The following is a 17017-nucleotide window of genomic DNA, read 5'->3' on the forward strand; positions in this document are numbered from 1 at the left end:
CAAAGTAACTAAAAAAAAATGAATATGACAAAATATTTAGCAATTATTTGATTTAAAAAAACTAAAAATTTTTAGGAGAGCAAATCAGCGACTACATAACTTGAACCTCCAACGAAGACAAAATCATCATTTTTTGCATTTGCTTTCGCTGTCATATATGCTTCTTTTACAGAATGATACATCTCACCATGCAAGTTATACTTTAATGCAGTGTCTCGCAATTTCTCCACAGGAATGGCTCTTTTGGTAGAAGGCTGCGTCCAATAGAATTTTACCCCATTTTTGAGCTTATCCCTCAGAAGTTGTAATACGTGCTCAACATCTTTGTCGTCCACCATTCCAAAAACGATGTGCTTGACCTGAGCGTCAACATCATTAATCTGTGTGGCAAGATACTTCCATCCCGCAAGATTGTGACCCGTATCACAGATGACAAGCGGTGCTTCTCCCAGCTTCTCCCATCTACCTCGCAACCCTGTCAGCTCACATACATGCCCGAAACCGTTTCTGATTGCTTCGTCGCTGATGGTCATCGTCTGTCGCAAGACGTTGAGTGCTGCAAGAATGGTCTTTCTGTTACGTTCTTGATAGGAACCTTTCAGTTCCATATCTACCTCCATAGCCGTGTCTTCATCCTGTGCAAAGAGAATAGGAGAATGGCGTTCTCCGGCAACCTTCTCAAAAACAGGACGGGTCTCTTCGATGTATTCACCGATAACTACAGGCACGTCAGGCTTTATGATTCCTGCCTTCTCGCCAGCTATCTTTGCTAGGGTGTTTCCCAGAAACTGGGTATGGTCAAAACTGATATTGGTAATGACAGAAAGAACCGGAGTGATGATATTGGTACAGTCAAGTCTTCCTCCAAGTCCTACTTCGATTACCGCATAGTCTACTTTCTGCTCGGCAAAGTACTTGAATGCCATGGCCGTGGTCAGCTCGAAGAAAGACGGATGAAGAGGTTCGAAGAAAGCACGGTTCTCTTCTACAAAGTCGATGACATACTGTTCCGGCAGGCATTCTCCGTTCACACGGATGCGCTCGCGGAAATCAACAAGATGAGGAGATGTGTATAATCCCACCTTGTAACCCTGGCTTTGAAGGATGGCTGCTATCGTATGAGAGCAGGAACCCTTGCCGTTGGTGCCGGCAATATGTATAGTCTTATATTGACGATGAGGATGACCGAAGTGCTCGTCCAGCTCATGGGTAGTCTGCAGACCAGGCTTATATGCCTTGGCACCAATTTTTTCAAACACCGGAGTACTATTGAAGAGATATTCTGTCGTTTCTTGATAATTCATTTCTTATATATTATAAATGTGTAGGTACAAAAAGTGGCAATCCCAATACTGGCATTGAGCCAATAATCAGGATTGCCTGTTACTTTTATCTTTTATGAGATTTCATCCATAGAATCTTCAGGAATCTATTTGTTGAACAGATTCTTGATGCTGTCAAAGATTGACTTCTTGGTGGCATTGTCTGCCTGGAAGTTCTCGCATTCCTTGAACTTCTTCACCAATTCCTTCTCTTCCTTGTTGAGGGTCTTAGGAATGTAGACGGTAATGTTCACGATGATGTCGCCTCGTCCATAACCATATCCCTTGATGGCAGGCATACCTTTACCACGCAGGCGAACCTGCTTACCTGGCTGGGTTCCTGGTTCTATCTTGATGGTAGTCTTTCCCTCCAATGTAGGGATTTCCACTTCACCGCCAAGAACAGCTGTAGAGAAGTCGAGTACGAGATTATAGTAGAGGTCCTTGTCTTTACGTTCGAAGACATCGCTCTTTTCTACGCGTACGATAACCTGAAGGTCGCCGTTGACGCCATTGTGCTTACCGGCGCCTCCCTTACCTGGTACGGTAACGACCATTCCGTCATCCACACCTGCAGGAATATTGATTTCTACAACTTCTTCGCCAGCAACAATGCCTTCACCACCACAAGCCTTACACTTGTTTTTGATCACGTGACCCTCGCCGCCACATGTAGGACATGCAGCCTGAGTCTGCATGGTTCCAAACATAGAGCGCACGGTACGGACTGTGTAACCCGTACCATGACAGGTAGGACAAGTCTCCTGCTGTGAGCCGCCTTCGCATCCTGTGCCATGGCAAGCAGAACATGTTACGTCTTTACGAATCTTGAACTTCTTGGTGCAACCCGCAAAAGCCTCTTCCAATGTAAGCTTTGCCTGTACTCGCAAATCTCTTCCCTGGTACTGCTGTGGCTGGGCGCTGCCGCCAAAACCGCCGAATCCGCCACCGAATCCACCGTGACCTCCAAAGATATCGCCGAACATAGAGAAGATGTCATTCATATCCATGCTGGCTCCACCACCGAATCCACCGAAACCGCCTTGCGGACCGTCGAATCCGAACTGATCATACTGCTGACGCTTCTGAGGATCATGAAGAACCTCGTATGCCTCTGCAGCCTCTTTGAACTTTTCTTCAGCCTCCTTGTTTCCAGGGTTGCGGTCTGGATGATATTTGATGGCTATCTTGCGGTAAGCCTTCTTTATTTCGTCTTCAGATGCCTGCTTATCAACGCCAAGCACCTCGTAATAGTCTCTCTTTGCCATTTGTTAAATATGGATTTTTATTTCTTTATTCCTGATCGTAATTCTTCATTAGACTTATTGGCCTACAGCAACCTTAGCGTGACGGATTACCTTGTCGTTGAGGGTATAACCGGTCTGCACGCAGTCGATAACCTTGCCCTTCTTGTCGTCACCCATTCCTGGCACCATAGCGATTGCCTCATGGAAATCTACGTCGAAATCCTTGTCAGCAGTCTCAATCTTCTTTACTCCGAGACCTTCAAGAGTCTTGATGAACTTGTTGAAAATCATCTGAACACCTTCCTTGATAGCCTTAGGATCCTCGCTCTTGTCTGCGATGGCACGCTCGAAGTCATCAAGAATTGGAAGAATGGCAGCAATAGTCTTCTCACCACCGTTGAGAATCAGATCAGCCTTCTCTTTCAGGGTGCGCTTGCGGTAATTCTCAAATTCTGCAGTCTTATAGAGCAGTTGCTTTTTCAATTCTTCTACTTCCTGCTGAGCCTTTGCCAATGGATCTGCTTCTTCAGATTCTGCCGCATTGTCAGTATTGTCAGTCTTACTGTCAGCATCTGCCGCCTTATTGTCAGCATCCTCTGTATTTGTCTCTTCAGCCTTAGGCTCTTCATTATTCTGAGTATCGTTCTGCTCAGCATTCTCGTTGAGAACCTGTTCCTTAGCGTTACCGTCCTCTATATTAATCTTCTTTTCTTTTGACATAGTCTTAAATTTTTTAAACATGATTATTCCTTTTTATGGTTGTTTTGACAAAAAGCGTGCCAACTCGACTCTCATCGAATTGGCACTTATCTCATTTAGGTGTATTTTCTATTACTGCAGACCGTACATCTTAGCTTTCTGCTCCTTGATAGCCTCATCATAGATGTACTCATCGTAAGACATCAGCTTATCGATGGTTCCTGATGGGGTGAGCTCGATAATACGGTTAGCCACGGTATTGATGAACTCATGGTCGTGGCTGGCAAAAAGGATATTGCCCTTGAAACCTACCAGGTTGTTGTTGAATGCCTGGATACTCTCCAAGTCCAAGTGGTTGGTTGGAGTATCGAGAATCAGACAGTTTGCATTCTGCAACTGCATGCGGGCAATCATACATCTCATCTTCTCACCTCCGGAGAGTACGTTTACCTTCTTCAGTACTTCCTCGCCGCTGAAGAGCATTCTTCCCAAATAACCCTTCATTGCCACCTCATTGCCAGGACCATACTGGCTCAACCAGTCTACGAGGTTCATGTCGCTCTGGAAGAACTCGGTGTTGTCGAGTGGGAGATAAGCTGTTGTGATGGTAACGCCCCACTTGTAATCACCTGCGTCAGCCTTGCGGTTGCCGTTGATAATCTCGAAGAGAGCGGTCATAGCCTTAGGGTTGTGAGAGAGGAATACCACCTTCTCGCCCTTCTCGATGTTGAAGTTTACATTGTCGAAGAGAACTGTTCCGTCCTCATCGCAAGCCTTCAGGCCTTCAACCTCCAGAATCTGGTTACCTGGTTCACGATCCATTTGGAAGATGATTCCTGGATACTTACGGCTAGAAGGACGAATCTCCTCTACGTTCAGCTTCTCCAGCATCTTCTTGCGGGATGTGGTCTGCTTACTCTTAGCTACATTGGCAGAGAATCGGCGGATGAACTCCTCCAACTGCTTCTTCTTCTCCTCAGCCTTCATCTTCTGGTTCTGAGCCTGACGGAGAGCCAACTGAGAACTCTCGTACCAGAAAGAGTAGTTGCCGGCAAACATGGTTACCTTACCGAAGTCGATATCCACGGTCTGTGTGCTGACAGCATCGAGGAAGTGACGGTCGTGAGAAACCACGAGAACTGTCTGCTCGATGTTGCTGAGATATTCCTCCAACCACTCTACGGTGTCGAGGTCGAGGTCGTTGGTAGGCTCATCGAGGAGGAGGTTGTCAGGATTACCGAAGAGAGCCTTCGCCAGCATCACGCGTACCTTCTCTGTATTAGAAAGCTCACCAACGAGCTTATCGTGACGATCTTCCTTCACGCCGAGGTTCTGAAGCAACTGGGCAGCATTACTCTCAGCTTCCCAACCGTTCATCTCAGCGAACTTAAGTTCCAGCTCAGCAGCGAGGTTACCATCCTCTTCTGTCATCTCTGGTTTTGCATAGAGGCGCTCGCGCTCCTTCATGTTCTCCCACAATGGCTGATGACCCATCAGAACGGTGTCCATCACGCGGAACTCGTCATACTTGAAGTGGTCCTGCTCCAAAACGGAAAGACGCTCGCCAGGTCCCATTTCTACTGTACCCTTGTTTGGCTCCAAATCGCCACTGATGGCACGGAGGAGGGTAGACTTACCAGCACCGTTGGCACCGATTACGCCATAAATATTACCATGTGTGAACTTGAGGTTTACATCTTTGTAAAGCACTCGCTTACCGAATTGAATTGCAAGATTTTGTACTGTTATCATTCTTGTTTACTAAATATCTTTTTCTGAATTTATCTTTAATTTGTGTGCAAAGTTACGAAAAAATATTTGTATATCAATGATTTATTGGTAAAAGTTGCTTTTTTTTAGTTAAAAACACAGCTCTTTTTTGTCATTTTGCAGAAAAGTCTTACTTTTGCATGCTAAAAGGCATCAACGATATCCCAATACCGTTGAATATGTGTTAAGAACAAATAGATATAAATAACACGAAACAGCAAATTGAAAATGAAACAACAAAATAATAAAGGCTATTTTAATAAGCATACCAACAATGCTTACGGCTATGGCAATCCGAATGAATATGACCACTACAAGGTGGAGCAGCCGGCGCAGTTGTTGGAATGGCTGATGGAGAACGTAAAGGGTCCCAGCAAGACCAAGGTGAAGCAGACGCTGCAGGGTAGAGGAATCAAGGTGGATGGCAAGACCATCACCCAGTTCGACTATGCTCTGAAACCTGGCATGAAGGTGAGCGTAAGCAAGACCAAGAAGAACCAGGAGGTTTTCAAGAGCAGATACATCAAGATTGTTTATGAAGACCGCTACGTCATCGTGGTTGAAAAGAACGTGGGCATCCTCAGTATGGCTGCCGGACATTCTACGCTCAACGTAAAGACCGTACTGGATGATTACTTTCACAAGACCCGCCAGAACTGTCAGGCTCACGTAGTTCACCGTCTTGACCGTGACACTTCGGGATTGATGATTTACGCCAAGGACAAGCAGACCGAGCTTGCGCTGGAGGATGACTGGCACCACAACGTATACGACCGCCGATACGTTGCCCTGGTTTCCGGAGAGATGGAGGAAGACGAGGGAACCGTTGCCAACTGGTTGAAGGACAACAAGGCATATATTACTTATGCCAGCGAAACAGACAATGGCGGCAAATATGCAGTAACCCACTTTCATACATTGCAGCGCACTACCGAGCATTCCCTGGTAGAATATAAGCTGGAGACGGGTAGAAAGAACCAGATTCGTGTACATACAGCAGATATGGGCCATCCTATCTGTGGCGACATCAAGTACGGAAACGGTGATGACCCATGCGGCCGTCTTTGCCTGCATGCTTATGTGCTCTGCTTCTATCATCCGGTGACTCATCAGCCAATGGAGTTTGAAACTCCAATTCCTAATGAGTTCATCAGAGCAATGAAGGAAGACAATAAGCCTTATGATGCTGGCAATAAGCCAAATCATGCAAACCACAAACCATTCAGAAAGGAGGGACGCAATGGATAATTTCCTTTATTATGCTTTTGCGCTAGTAGTCCTGGTGGTGGGCCTGTTTATTCTGAAAAAGGTAGCCACCTGCATGATTAAAATGGCAGTAGGCGTCATCATGATTGCCGTTCTCTTTGCTATTTACTGGCTGTATCTGTCGTAAATCAACGGGTCTTTCATGCCTTGTCCAACAGCATGGAGAGATAGACAAAAATACGTCCTGACGTGGTCTCAACTGCGTCCCGACGTAGCAACCTCTACGTCCCGACGTAGTTCCGGCTGCGTCGCCACGTATTTTCAGCTCCATCGGCAGCTGGCAGATGAGCAGTATCCTTCTTCCACAAAAAGTGATAAAGTCACTCGTCACTCGTCACTCGTCACTTTTTGTTTTTTCCTCTTTTTCCAAAAGTAGGTTGATAAGCCTTAAGAATAAAAGATTATAATAATTATATATATATTAATGTTCGCGCGTACATTATTATATAATAAATATAATATATATATTAATATGATATCTTCTTTTTAACAATAAGACAATATCTCAAAAAATTAAAAGTGACGAGTGACTTTTTCACCTTCAACAAAATAAGTCCGGCAAGAATGAAGCATCACTTCATCTTACCGGACTCTATTACATATCTTTTTACCTTATATTAGTCAATTGAAGATTAGAGGATAGTCTTCACAGCCTCCAACATACCCTTCTCCTGAATGAGGTCGAGGTCCTTCTTAACCAACTCTGTCAAGCCTGGAACTGTCTCGTTCAGGTTCTCATGCCAGATGTAGTCGAAGCCGAGTACGCCTTCTGCTACCTTCTGGGTGTCGCCAGTAGCCCAAAGCTCTGTGAGCTTGTCCATGATCTTCTGGTCGTCGTTTGGCTGGATAGGAGCACCGTCCTCACGAACACCACCCTTATAGTAAGTGATGATGGCAGCAAGACCGAATACCAATCCCTGTGGCAACTCACCCTTACGCTCCAAGTAGATCTTTACGCCTGGGAGGTCGCGAGTCTCGAACTTAGGGAATGAGTTCAGCATGATGCTGGTTACCTGGTGGTCAACGAATGGGTTCTCGAAGCGCTCCAATACGTCAGAAGCGAACTTCTGAAGCTCGTCCATAGGGAGGTTCAATGTCTGCATCAATTCTTCGAACTGTACCTTGTGGATGTACTTGCCCAATACTGGGTGCTCGCTAGCATCGCGAACGATGTTCACACCGCTGAGGTATGTCACAGGGCTCAATACTGTGTGAGGGCCATTCAGGAGAGTAACCTTACGCTCGTGGTATGGCTTCTCGTTGTCTGTGATGAGAACGTGGAGACCAGCCTTGTGAGCAGGGAACTCTTCCTGCATCTGCTCTACAGTCATGTTCTCAGCCTTCTCGATTACCCAGAGGTGGAAGCTCTCAGCCTTTACTACGAGGTTATCCTTGTAGCAAACCTTCTGCTGGATTTCCTTGATGGTGTCGCGTGGGAAGCCAGGAACGATACGGTCTACGAGTGTAGCGCAAACATAGCAGTGGTTGGTGAACCACTCCTTGAAGCCCTCGTAGTCAGCACCCATGTCTTCCTTCCAAAGCTCGATATACTGATAGATGCACTCCTTCAAGTGGTGACCGTTCAAGAAGATCAGCTCGCAAGGCATCAAAATCATACCCTTGGTTGGGTCGCCCTCGAAGAACTTGTAGCGGTGGAACAGCAACTGAACCAACTTACCTGGGTAAGAAGCAGCTGGAGCATCTGTGAACTTGCAGGAATCATCGAATGCAATACCAGCCTCAGTTGTGTTAGAGATGATGAAACGCATCTCTGGCTGCTCAGCCAAAGCCATGAAAGCCTGGTTCTGAGAATATGGGTTCAATGCACGGCTGATAACGTCGATACGCTCCAATGTGTTGACAGCCTGACCGTTCTCTTTGCCCTGAAGGTTCACGTGATAGAGGCAATCCTGACCGTTCAACCAGTCTACCATACCGCCAGGCAATGGCTGAACGACAACAACAGAACCGTTGAAGTCAGTTTTCTTATTCATATTCCATACAATCCAATCAACGAATGCACGGAGGAAGTTACCTTCACCAAACTGAATAATTTTCTCTGGAGCGACGCTCTTAGGAGCAGTGCGCTTGTTTAATGCTTTAAGCTCTTTCATGATTTGTTATTATGTTTGTTATTCGTTTTACTATTAGTTCCATCCCAGATGTCATATCTATTTCTTTAATCAATATTGTTATCTTTCTGAAATCTGATGCAAAGGTATAAAAAAAATCGGTACATTATATCGGAAATGTTGAAAAAACGTGCGTAAAGGTTTACGAAACTTTACAAAAAAATCTTTCCATAACTTCTGGAAAGATGAACGAGCGAGATACGGGAGTCGAACCCGCCTCACAGGCTTGGGAAGCCCGTGCACTACCGATGTGCTAATCTCGCTTGAATTAGCTTATCGTACATAATGACAAGAGAGCCACGAGCGGGACTCGAACCCGCGACCCACGCATTACGAATGCGTTGCTCTACCAACTGAGCCATCATGGCATAACTCTTTTCTTAATTATCTGCAAAGGTAATGAATATTTTCCGAACATAGAAAAATATTACCGAATACTTTGTTAAAGTTAACTTTCATTAACGGAAAGAAACTCGTTTATTAATATAATAAGGTGTAATGCCAAGTCCTCATTATATGCCTTCTGCGCTCTTACCCGTATAGGCAAGAGCACAGAAGTGGATATTCATCATGCATGACGCATGAGGAAAATGCTATGGTCGATGCATGCAGGAAGTTCTTCCTTGTAATGCGTAACCATGATCATGGTCTTATTGTTTCGCTTGCAAAAAGCTTCGATGACGTCCTTAACCAGACGGCGATTGTAATTATCAAGACCGTGCAAAGGTTCGTCGAGGATAAGAAGTTCCGGATCTTTCACGAAGACACGAGCCAGAAGAACCAGACGCTGCTCACCGCTTGAGAGTTTCAGGAAGCCACGCTCCTCCAATCCTTCCAGTCCAAACACCTTCATCCAGAAGCGGCACTTATCCATATCTTCATCCTTCGGCTTTACGTAAAGTCCTACGGAATCCATCAAGCCACTTGCCACGATTCTGATGGCAGGGAGGTCGCGCTGGTATGAGCGGTGGAGCTCAGGAGAAACATAACCGATATGCTTCTTGATGTCCCAGATACTCTCGCCGCTGCCACGAGGATTACCGAAGAGGGCGATGTTGCAGGCATAACTCTGAGGGTTGTCTGCACATACCAGACTCAGCAAGGTACTCTTTCCGGCTCCGTTTTGTCCGCTCAGCGCCCAACGCTCACCATTGTTCACGGTCCAGTCCAGATCCTTCAAAATGATGCGCTCGCCATATTGAATGCGAACCTTGTTCATCTTGACCACTTCCTGGCTCTTATACTCACGGTCACTATACGGCAGATTGATGATTTCCTGTTCTAGCTCATCACTCAACATCCGGCTTGGGACTGGAGTGCGCTGAGCCAGATACTCTTCCTTGGCCAACTTCGGCATAACCTTCATGTCCTTTACTTCCACTACGTGGGTGATAAAGTCAGGAATGTCATCGCTCTTGCTCAATACGAGGATAATCTGCAGGGCATGCTCCTGTGCCAAAGTCTTGAGGAGTTCCTTCAGCTGGTCGCGGGTATCGGCATCGAGTCCGATGAACGGATTGTCCATGATGAGGACGCGTGGTTCTGAGAAGAGGGTAGAAGCCAGCTTGAACTTGCGCAGCTCGCCGCTGCTCAGGAGGATAGTGTATTTGTCGAGCAGATGCTCCATGTGGAAGAGTTCATAGATATGCTTCTGCAAATTGCGTCGCTCCGGAGTATCTTTGCCCGCCATGTTGTAGGCCTCTTCCAGCTTATCCTTCACAATCGGAGTGTTCTCATCTATTTCCAGCTGGTTCCATCTCTGCTGGAGGAAATATGTGCGGTCGTTGTCGCCACCATAGGTATCACGGAAGGTGATATACTTGATGTTGTCGCTCACCATCTTTTTGGTGCTAGGTGAGAAATCATAATCAGGGTCGTGCATTAACAGAGGGTGTCTGCCGACAATGATGTCAACAAACATCGACTTTCCACCACCATTTGGTCCAACGATGGCGATATGTTCACCTTCGCAGGACTCAAAGTTTACAGGCTCGGCCATACGCCATTCCGGCATACGAGTCACGCCATCCTTAATGCTAATAATCTTTTGCATCTCTCTTATATTTTTATTTATGTGTTGTGCGATTGATGGCAGCCAGAAGTTTGGCTTGTGGCCCAGTCATGCCGTTGGTGCCGCCAATGTGCGACTGGTTTTTCCGTGCAAAGTCCTTCCAGCTGCTATAATGCTTGTCGCTGATCTCCGGTCTGCCCATTTGCAGGAAATGGCAGTAGGCAGCGCCCAGTGCATCGGTAGCATCCATGAACTTCGGCATTTCATCCTCCTTGATGTTGAGCATGCGTTGCAGCATCGCAGCCACCTGTTCCTTGGATGCCTGTCCCTGTCCGGTAATTGCCATCTTGATTTTCAGAGGAGCATATTCATGGATGGGCACATCGTGATGGATGGCAGCAGCGATGGCAACTCCCTGAGCTCTACCAAGTTTGAGCATCGATTGCACGTTCTTTCCAAAGAAGGGAGCCTCAATCGCCATCTCGTCAGGGAGATAAGAATCGATGATGCCTGTAACCCGCTCGAATATCTTGCCGAGTCGCAGATAGGGATCTTTCTCCTTGCGCATGTCGATGACACCCATCACCACCAACTCAGCCTTATTGCCCATGATGCGTATCACACCATAGCCCATCACGTTGGTTCCCGGGTCAATTCCAAGAATGATCTTCTCTGTATTATTCTTTTTCAATTTCTGATTCTCTGGTTAAAATTATCGGTCCATGTAAGGATTGTGCGCCAGTTCCTCTCCAATGCTGGTAGCATCGCCATGACCAGGAAGCACCTTGGTTTCATCAGGGAGCATACCCAGATGGCGCAGGCTGTTGATGATTCGGAACATACTGCCACCAGGGAAATCGGTACGGCCGATAGAACTCTTGAAGAGGGTATCGCCGGTAAACGCAACATGCTCAGCCTCGCAATAGAAAGTGACGGAACCGTTGCTATGACCAGGAGTCTCAATAACCTTGAACTCATGGCTGCCGAACTTGATGATTTCATCTTCCTCGAAGAAATGACCGATAGGAGGGAACTTCGTATCCAGCTGCATCTGATAGAAGGTCTCTGCCTGATGGGCCAGCCCCTTCATCAGCTTCTCATCGCCCTGAGCCACTTCCGGCTTCAAGCCAAACTCCTTATAGATGGTGTCGTTGCCGAAGTTGTGGTCAAGATGGCCATGGGTAACGAGCAGATGAACCGGCTTCAGTTCGTTCTTACGGATATATTGGGTGATGGCATTGCGCTCTTCAGGATAGAACGCTCCACAGTCGATGATGACGCATTCCTTGGTCTCATCACTTACAACATAGCAGTTCTCCTGCAACATGTTGACTTGAAATCTTTCTATATGTAACATTTTACTTTATTTACTTTGAACATTGAATTCCTTTACTTTGAACTTTGAGCTCCTTTACTTTGAACTTTGAGCTTTGAACATTGAACTTTATGATTAGTAAAGGCTATTGAATTCTTCACTCTTCACTCTTCGTTCTTCACTCTTCACTTCTACGCCGGAACATAGATAAGCTGCTTGTCTTGCTTGAACCATTCTTCCTCGAAGAAGGTGCTGAGCGGAGTGATTTCTGCCACATTGCAGTAATCCTTGAGCTCTTCCTGCAGATTGCCGCCCTTCAGGCAAATCAAGCCATTAGGCAGAGCGTTCTGCCCCTTCTTCTTGAAATTCTTCTTGATGATTTTCATCAGGTCAGGCAACTGCATCACAGCACGGCTTACCACGAAATCATACTTTCCTTTCTCATCCTCACCACGCAAGTGCTCAGCCACAAGATTTTTCAAGCCGATGGCAGAAGCCACCTCATTGCACACGCGAATCTTCTTGCCGGTTCCATCGATGAGCTTGAATTGGCATTCTGGGAAGAGAATGGCAAGCGGAATACCCGGGAAACCGCCACCACATCCGAAGTCAAGAATCTCTGTACCAGGACGGAAATTGATGGCCTTGGCTATTGCCATGGAATGAAGCACATGGTGCTCATAAAGGTTGTCAATATCCTTACGGCTGATGACATTGATCTTGTTGTTCCTGTCGCGATACAGCTCATCGAGCGCTGCTATCTGCTTTTTCTGCTCATCAGTAAGATGGGTGAAATATTTCTCTATGATGTTCATCCTTCTATTATCTTTCGTTTATGTTACTTATTTAAGTGAATCTTTTAATATATTAAGGTGCAAAGTTAACGCAATTAGTGGACAAAACAAAATTATATAGCTTTTTTTATATATTTATTTAGATTTTGGTCCCAACTTATTAAAAAAATGTGTACCTTTGCACCCGAAAAAAGATGTTGTAGAGCAGAAAAATGCATAAAACTGCTTGTTCGAATCAATTAGATAGTAAAACATAACAGATATTATAGAATAGTTAATATGATAAAGGCTGCATTATTTGACCTGGATGGCGTAGTGTTCGAAACCGAATCACAGTATTCCATCTTCTGGGGTATGATTGGACGTGAATATCATCCGGAAATCCCAGATTTCGAGTACCGCATCAAAGGACAGACATTAGTACAGATTTATGATAAGTACTTCTCTGAAGATTCTGTTTTTGCTCATATCAAAGGTTATACCGATGCAAAGTCAGAACAGGATAAGATTACTACTCGTCTCAATGAATTTGAGAAGAATATGTCGTACCCTTACATCACTGGCTTCGAAGACTTCATCAAAGACTTGAAGCAGAATGGCGTAAAGTGCGCTGTAGTAACGAGTAGCAACGTTCAGAAGATGCAGAATGTCTACAGACAGCACCCGGAATTCAAAGGCTACTTTGACCGTGTTTTGACCAGCGAAGACTTCGCCAAGAGCAAACCGGATCCGGACTGCTACCTGAAGGGCGCAGCATGCTTTGATGCCAAGCCGGAAGAGTGCGTAGGACTGGAAGACAGCTTCAACGGCTTGAAGGCTGTACGTGCTGCAGGTGCATTCACCCTCGGACTTTCCACTACCAATTCCAAGGAGTCGATTGAGCCATATAGCGACTATGTAATTGCCGATTACTCTGGCTTTACATTTGCCGACTTAGTGAAAGTTGTAGAAGAAAACAAGAAGTAATCAAGAAGTAATAAATACAGAAAAAGATAATTTAATAATCATGGGATATTTATCTACTGACAAAAAGAAAATTACAACCAAGACGTTTGCTGAAATGAAAGCAGCAGGCGAGAAGGTTACAATGCTTACAGCTTACGACTTTACGACTGCAGGCATTCTGGATGCCGCTGGCATCGACAGCATCCTGATTGGCGATTCTGCCAGCAATGTAATGGCTGGAAATGCAGATACTTTGCCAATTACTGTTGACCAGATGATTTACCATGCCCGCAGCGTGGCTCGTGCCTGCAAGCATGCCTTCGTGGTATGCGATATGCCTTTCGGCAGCTATCAGATCAGCAAGGAAGAGGCTCTTCGCAATGCTTGCCGCATGATGAAGGAGACAGGAGTAGACGCACTCAAGCTGGAGGGCGGCATCGAAATTGCTGATACTGTCAAGGCTCTGGTAGACGCCGGTATTCCTGTGCATGGTCATCTTGGACTCACTCCACAGAGCGTCAACAAGTTTGGTGGTTATGGTATCCGTGCCAAGGATGAGGCTGAGGCTCAGAAGCTCATCAGCGATGCTATCGCTCTTGATAAGGCTGGCGTATTCGCCATTGTCCTGGAAAAGGTTCCAGCTAAATTGGCGGCTGAAGTAACACGACAGGTGAAAGCCGTAACTATCGGTATCGGAGCCGGCAACGGTTGCAACGGACAGGTTCTGGTCTATGCTGATGCTCTTGGTATGACCCAAGGCTTCAAGCCAAAGTTCCTGCGCCACTTTGCCCAGGTAGGCGAGGAGATGCAGAAGGGTGTGAAGGCATACATCGACGCCGTTAAGAGTACAGAATATCCAAGCATAGAGGAGAGCTATTAAGCCTCCTCTCTACATTTTAGCGTCATATAGTTCATAAAGTTTTTGGTTATGGATACACAAAACACGCCCATACATATTAAATTATGGCATCGGGACTTCTGGAGACTCTGTTTTGCCAACCTGCTTCTGATGACGAGTGTCTGCATGCTCATCATCGGCATACCTTATTTTATGACCATTGAAGGTTATCGTCACTGGCAGATAGGAGTTGTAGTAGGTGCTTACGGATTTGGTTTATTCCTTCTGGGTGGCTTCTGTTCCTATCTCCTGCAACGCTATCGCCGTAACAGAGTATGTCTGGTTTCTATCTGTTGCGTGGCAATCAGTCTCGTTGCACTCTATTATCTGGAGACCTTCTGGAACATCAAGTTCGGCTTTGGAGTTCTTGTAGCAACACGAGTATTACAGGGCGCATTCTTAGGACTGGCACAAATGGCCCTGACCAGCACGTTGGTAATTGACACTTGCGAGTCGTTCCAGCGCACCGAGGCGAATTATATCACCTCCTGGTTCGCCCGACTATCTATTGCCACGGGACCAATTATAGCTTGGCTTGTTGATGATTTTTCAGACATGCACCTTATCTTTCCGGTAGCTTCCCTGTTGGCTCTTGGAGCTTTCGTACTTGTATCGCTGGTAAAGTTCCCCTTCAAGGCTCCCTCTGAGCACTTGCCGCTTTTCAGTTACGATCGTTTCTTCCTGCCACAAGGCATCCCGCTGTTCATCAATATTGTACTCATATTGATAGGCGCAGGAATGTATTTTGCCATTCCTCATAACCAGACGGTTTACCTGATGTTTCTGTTAGGACTGCTGATGGCTATTGTTGCAGAGAAATATGTCTTTGCCGATGCCGACTTGAAGAGTCAGGCTCTCGTGGGCTTGGTATTAATGGGAGCAGCCGAGTTCGTTTCATTAAACGACCAGGACTTTGCCGTAGAGGTGCTTGTGCCTTTGCTGCTAGGTATGGGAATAGGTGTGATCGGTAGCAGATTTCTGCTTTTCTACATCAAGCTGGCCAAGCATTGTCAGCGCGGCACCAGTACCAGTTCCTTCTTTCTGGCATGGGAATTTGGGCTATCATTAGGTATTGCGATAGGTTTTATGTTTTTGGAAAATGCTTACAAGCAAGTTCCGGGCGTCAATAACGTCATCTTCAACCCAACCGTTCACGAAGTGCTTATTCCAGGCATGATATTTACAGGTCTGTCACTTGTCCTGTATAATTTCGTCGTACATCCCTGGTATATGAAACATCGTAATCGCTAAGGTTTCTTATATCATCCAGCCCTTCCTAAATATGACATTTTATTGAAAGAAAGATTCCATATATAGGAAGGGTTTCATTAAAAGTTTCTAAAAATAGCTTTTGTGAAACATTTTTTAATATTATTTAGTTAGCATTATTCGCTTTTGTCCCCATAATTCAGTACTTTTGCGTTTGATTTAAGAGGGAGGGTGTAGATATGCACCCTAATTCATCGTAAAAAGTAGAATAAAACGTAAAATAATATTATAAGAATTATGGCAGAAGCTATTGATATCCGTGAGTTGAACATCCGGATTGAACAACAGAGTCAGTTTGTTACCAATTTGGTAATGGGCATGAACAAGGTCATCGTAGGTCAGAAGCACCTTGTTGACTGTCTTCTCATCGGTCTTCTCTCTGACGGCCACATCTTGCTTGAAGGTGTGCCTGGTTTGGCGAAGACTCTCGCAATCAAAACATTGTCACAGTTAGTAAGTGCAGACTATAGCCGCATACAGTTTACACCAGATTTGTTGCCTGCCGACGTGGTGGGAACACAGATTTATTCTCAGAAAGACGAAGCCTTCCATGTAAAGCGTGGTCCGGTGTTCGCCAACTTTGTTCTGGCTGATGAAATCAACCGTGCTCCAGCCAAAGTACAGAGTGCTTTGCTCGAGGCAATGCAGGAACATCAGGTTACTATCGGCGAACAGACATTTAAATTGCCAAATCCGTTCCTGGTAATGGCAACACAGAACCCGGTAGAACAGGAGGGAACCTATCAGCTTCCTGAAGCTCAGGTGGACCGTTTCCTTCTCAAGGTCATCATTGACTATCCAACTATCGAGGAAGAAAAGCTCATCATCCGTGAGAATATTCAGGGCGGTCTGCCAACGGTTACTCCTGTAACTACAGCAGAAGAAATCCTGAAGGCCCGCAGCATCGTGAACGAGGTGTATATCGATGAGAAGATTGAGCAGTATATAGCCGACATCGTCTTCGCTACCCGTTATCCTGACCGTTATGGTTTGGGCGACCTGAAGGACATGATTACCTTCGGCGGTAGTCCTCGTGCCAGCATTTCCCTTGCCAAGGCTGCTCGCGCCTATGCTTTCATCAAGCACCGTGGTTACGTGATTCCTGAAGATGTTCGTGCTGTGGCTCACGATGTGCTCCGCCATCGTATCGGTCTTTCTTACGAGGCTGAGGCTAGCGAAGTGACCAGCGAGGAAATCGTAAGCCGTATCATCAACAAGGTGGAAGTGCCTTGATGAAGTAAGTGAAGAGTGAAGAACGAAGAGTGAAGAATTCATTTGCTTAGCTAATCATAAAGTTCAAAGTTCAAAGCTCAATGTAAAGGAGTTCAAAGTTCAAAGTAAATAAGTTC

The 17017-nt window shown here is 45.8% G+C and carries 14 protein-coding genes, 2 tRNA genes and 1 pseudogene; 6 read left to right on the plus strand and 11 right to left on the minus strand.

The annotated features are described in order from the left end of the window. Window positions 1-71 precede the first annotated feature (71 nt). From ACTQ16_RS06150 to ACTQ16_RS06165, 4 genes are all read right to left on the minus strand, one after another. Window positions 72-1304 carry a bifunctional folylpolyglutamate synthase/dihydrofolate synthase gene (locus tag ACTQ16_RS06150; protein WP_441936635.1) on the minus strand — a complete coding sequence of 411 codons (1233 nt, stop codon included), beginning with the start codon at window positions 1302-1304 and terminating at the stop codon, window positions 72-74. A 125-nt stretch (window positions 1305-1429) separates the two neighbouring features. Continuing rightward, window positions 1430-2590: a molecular chaperone DnaJ gene (gene dnaJ / locus ACTQ16_RS06155; RefSeq protein ID WP_294967585.1), complete on the minus strand. Its 1161-nt coding sequence runs from the start codon at window positions 2588-2590 to the stop codon at window positions 1430-1432. Window positions 2591-2644: 54 nt separating this feature from the next. Beyond that, window positions 2645-3289 carry a nucleotide exchange factor GrpE gene (locus tag ACTQ16_RS06160; RefSeq protein WP_294967587.1) on the minus strand — a complete coding sequence of 215 codons (645 nt, stop codon included), beginning with the start codon at window positions 3287-3289 and terminating at the stop codon, window positions 2645-2647. Between the two features lie 111 nt (window positions 3290-3400). Next, a complete protein-coding gene (locus tag ACTQ16_RS06165; protein WP_294967588.1) occupies window positions 3401-5020 on the minus strand; it encodes an ATP-binding cassette domain-containing protein in 1620 nt (539 codons plus the stop codon). Window positions 5021-5266: 246 nt separating this feature from the next. Between ACTQ16_RS06165 and ACTQ16_RS06170 the strand changes: the two are divergent. Together ACTQ16_RS06170 and ACTQ16_RS06175 are read left to right on the plus strand one after the other, a co-directional pair. Next, window positions 5267-6202: pseudogene (locus ACTQ16_RS06170) on the plus strand (RluA family pseudouridine synthase); the annotation flags it as partial. Window positions 6203-6278: 76 nt separating this feature from the next. Next, window positions 6279-6431 (plus strand): sulfate transporter, encoded by a 153-nt coding sequence (locus ACTQ16_RS06175; protein WP_153121800.1) that lies wholly within the window; start codon window positions 6279-6281, stop codon window positions 6429-6431. Window positions 6432-6936: 505 nt separating this feature from the next. Here ACTQ16_RS06175 and ACTQ16_RS06180 read toward each other — a convergent pair. The 7 genes from ACTQ16_RS06180 to rsmG all read right to left on the minus strand — a co-directional run bounded on the left by ACTQ16_RS06180 (window position 6937) and on the right by rsmG (window position 12577). After that, window positions 6937-8418 carry a tagaturonate reductase gene (locus ACTQ16_RS06180; RefSeq protein WP_441936636.1) on the minus strand — a complete coding sequence of 494 codons (1482 nt, stop codon included), beginning with the start codon at window positions 8416-8418 and terminating at the stop codon, window positions 6937-6939. Window positions 8419-8628: 210 nt separating this feature from the next. After that, a tRNA-Gly gene (locus ACTQ16_RS06185) sits at window positions 8629-8699 on the minus strand. Window positions 8700-8731: 32 nt separating this feature from the next. After that, window positions 8732-8804, minus strand: a tRNA-Thr gene (locus ACTQ16_RS06190). Window positions 8805-9004: 200 nt separating this feature from the next. Continuing rightward, the gene (locus ACTQ16_RS06195) at window positions 9005-10489 is read right to left on the minus strand and encodes an ATP-binding cassette domain-containing protein (RefSeq protein ID WP_441936638.1); all 1485 of its coding nucleotides are present in this window, start codon (window positions 10487-10489) and stop codon (window positions 9005-9007) included. 13 nt (window positions 10490-10502) lie between these two features. Continuing rightward, complete coding sequence (gene ruvC, locus ACTQ16_RS06200; protein WP_441936640.1) at window positions 10503-11138, minus strand: crossover junction endodeoxyribonuclease RuvC; 636 nt, start codon at window positions 11136-11138, stop codon at window positions 10503-10505. A gap of 21 nt (window positions 11139-11159) precedes the next feature. Continuing rightward, window positions 11160-11804: an MBL fold metallo-hydrolase gene (locus tag ACTQ16_RS06205; protein ID WP_153121804.1), complete on the minus strand. Its 645-nt coding sequence runs from the start codon at window positions 11802-11804 to the stop codon at window positions 11160-11162. A gap of 149 nt (window positions 11805-11953) precedes the next feature. After that, window positions 11954-12577: a 16S rRNA (guanine(527)-N(7))-methyltransferase RsmG gene (gene rsmG, locus ACTQ16_RS06210; RefSeq protein WP_441936642.1), complete on the minus strand. Its 624-nt coding sequence runs from the start codon at window positions 12575-12577 to the stop codon at window positions 11954-11956. A 258-nt stretch (window positions 12578-12835) separates the two neighbouring features. Between rsmG and ACTQ16_RS06215 the strand changes: the two genes are divergently transcribed. The 4 genes from ACTQ16_RS06215 to ACTQ16_RS06230 all read left to right on the plus strand — a co-directional run bounded on the left by ACTQ16_RS06215 (window position 12836) and on the right by ACTQ16_RS06230 (window position 16901). Next, entirely contained in the window at window positions 12836-13522 is a 687-nt protein-coding gene (locus ACTQ16_RS06215; RefSeq protein WP_217759788.1) for an HAD family hydrolase, read from the plus strand. 40 nt (window positions 13523-13562) lie between these two features. Beyond that, entirely contained in the window at window positions 13563-14381 is an 819-nt protein-coding gene (gene panB / locus ACTQ16_RS06220) for a 3-methyl-2-oxobutanoate hydroxymethyltransferase (protein ID WP_294967601.1), read from the plus strand. 48 nt (window positions 14382-14429) lie between these two features. After that, complete coding sequence (locus ACTQ16_RS06225) at window positions 14430-15650, plus strand: MFS transporter (protein WP_441936644.1); 1221 nt, start codon at window positions 14430-14432, stop codon at window positions 15648-15650. A 255-nt stretch (window positions 15651-15905) separates the two neighbouring features. Further along, window positions 15906-16901, plus strand: a complete 996-nt coding sequence (locus ACTQ16_RS06230; RefSeq protein ID WP_153121809.1) for an AAA family ATPase — start codon at window positions 15906-15908, stop codon at window positions 16899-16901. Window positions 16902-17017: the final 116 nt, after the last annotated feature.

Origin of the sequence: Prevotella sp. LCP21S3_D2, assembly GCF_052118345.1 — a bacterium.
Lineage (GTDB): Bacteria > Bacteroidota > Bacteroidia > Bacteroidales > Bacteroidaceae > Prevotella.

What these genes read in the sequence shown, in the direction of transcription:
- ACTQ16_RS06150 (WP_441936635.1), bottom strand. Translation starts at nt 1,304, where the DNA reads ATGAATTATCAAGAAACGACAGAATATCTCTTCAATAGTACTCCGGTG.
- dnaJ (WP_294967585.1), bottom strand. Translation starts at nt 2,590, where the DNA reads ATGGCAAAGAGAGACTATTACGAGGTGCTTGGCGTTGATAAGCAGGCA.
- ACTQ16_RS06160 (WP_294967587.1), bottom strand. Translation starts at nt 3,289, where the DNA reads ATGTCAAAAGAAAAGAAGATTAATATAGAGGACGGTAACGCTAAGGAA.
- ACTQ16_RS06165 (WP_294967588.1), bottom strand. Translation starts at nt 5,020, where the DNA reads ATGATAACAGTACAAAATCTTGCAATTCAATTCGGTAAGCGAGTGCTT.
- ACTQ16_RS06175 (WP_153121800.1), top strand. Translation starts at nt 6,279, where the DNA reads ATGGATAATTTCCTTTATTATGCTTTTGCGCTAGTAGTCCTGGTGGTG.
- ACTQ16_RS06180 (WP_441936636.1), bottom strand. Translation starts at nt 8,418, where the DNA reads ATGAAAGAGCTTAAAGCATTAAACAAGCGCACTGCTCCTAAGAGCGTC.
- ACTQ16_RS06195 (WP_441936638.1), bottom strand. Translation starts at nt 10,489, where the DNA reads ATGCAAAAGATTATTAGCATTAAGGATGGCGTGACTCGTATGCCGGAA.
- ACTQ16_RS06205 (WP_153121804.1), bottom strand. Translation starts at nt 11,804, where the DNA reads ATGTTACATATAGAAAGATTTCAAGTCAACATGTTGCAGGAGAACTGC.
- rsmG (WP_441936642.1), bottom strand. Translation starts at nt 12,577, where the DNA reads ATGAACATCATAGAGAAATATTTCACCCATCTTACTGATGAGCAGAAA.
- ACTQ16_RS06215 (WP_217759788.1), top strand. Translation starts at nt 12,836, where the DNA reads ATGATAAAGGCTGCATTATTTGACCTGGATGGCGTAGTGTTCGAAACC.
- panB (WP_294967601.1), top strand. Translation starts at nt 13,563, where the DNA reads ATGGGATATTTATCTACTGACAAAAAGAAAATTACAACCAAGACGTTT.
- ACTQ16_RS06225 (WP_441936644.1), top strand. Translation starts at nt 14,430, where the DNA reads ATGGATACACAAAACACGCCCATACATATTAAATTATGGCATCGGGAC.
- ACTQ16_RS06230 (WP_153121809.1), top strand. Translation starts at nt 15,906, where the DNA reads ATGGCAGAAGCTATTGATATCCGTGAGTTGAACATCCGGATTGAACAA.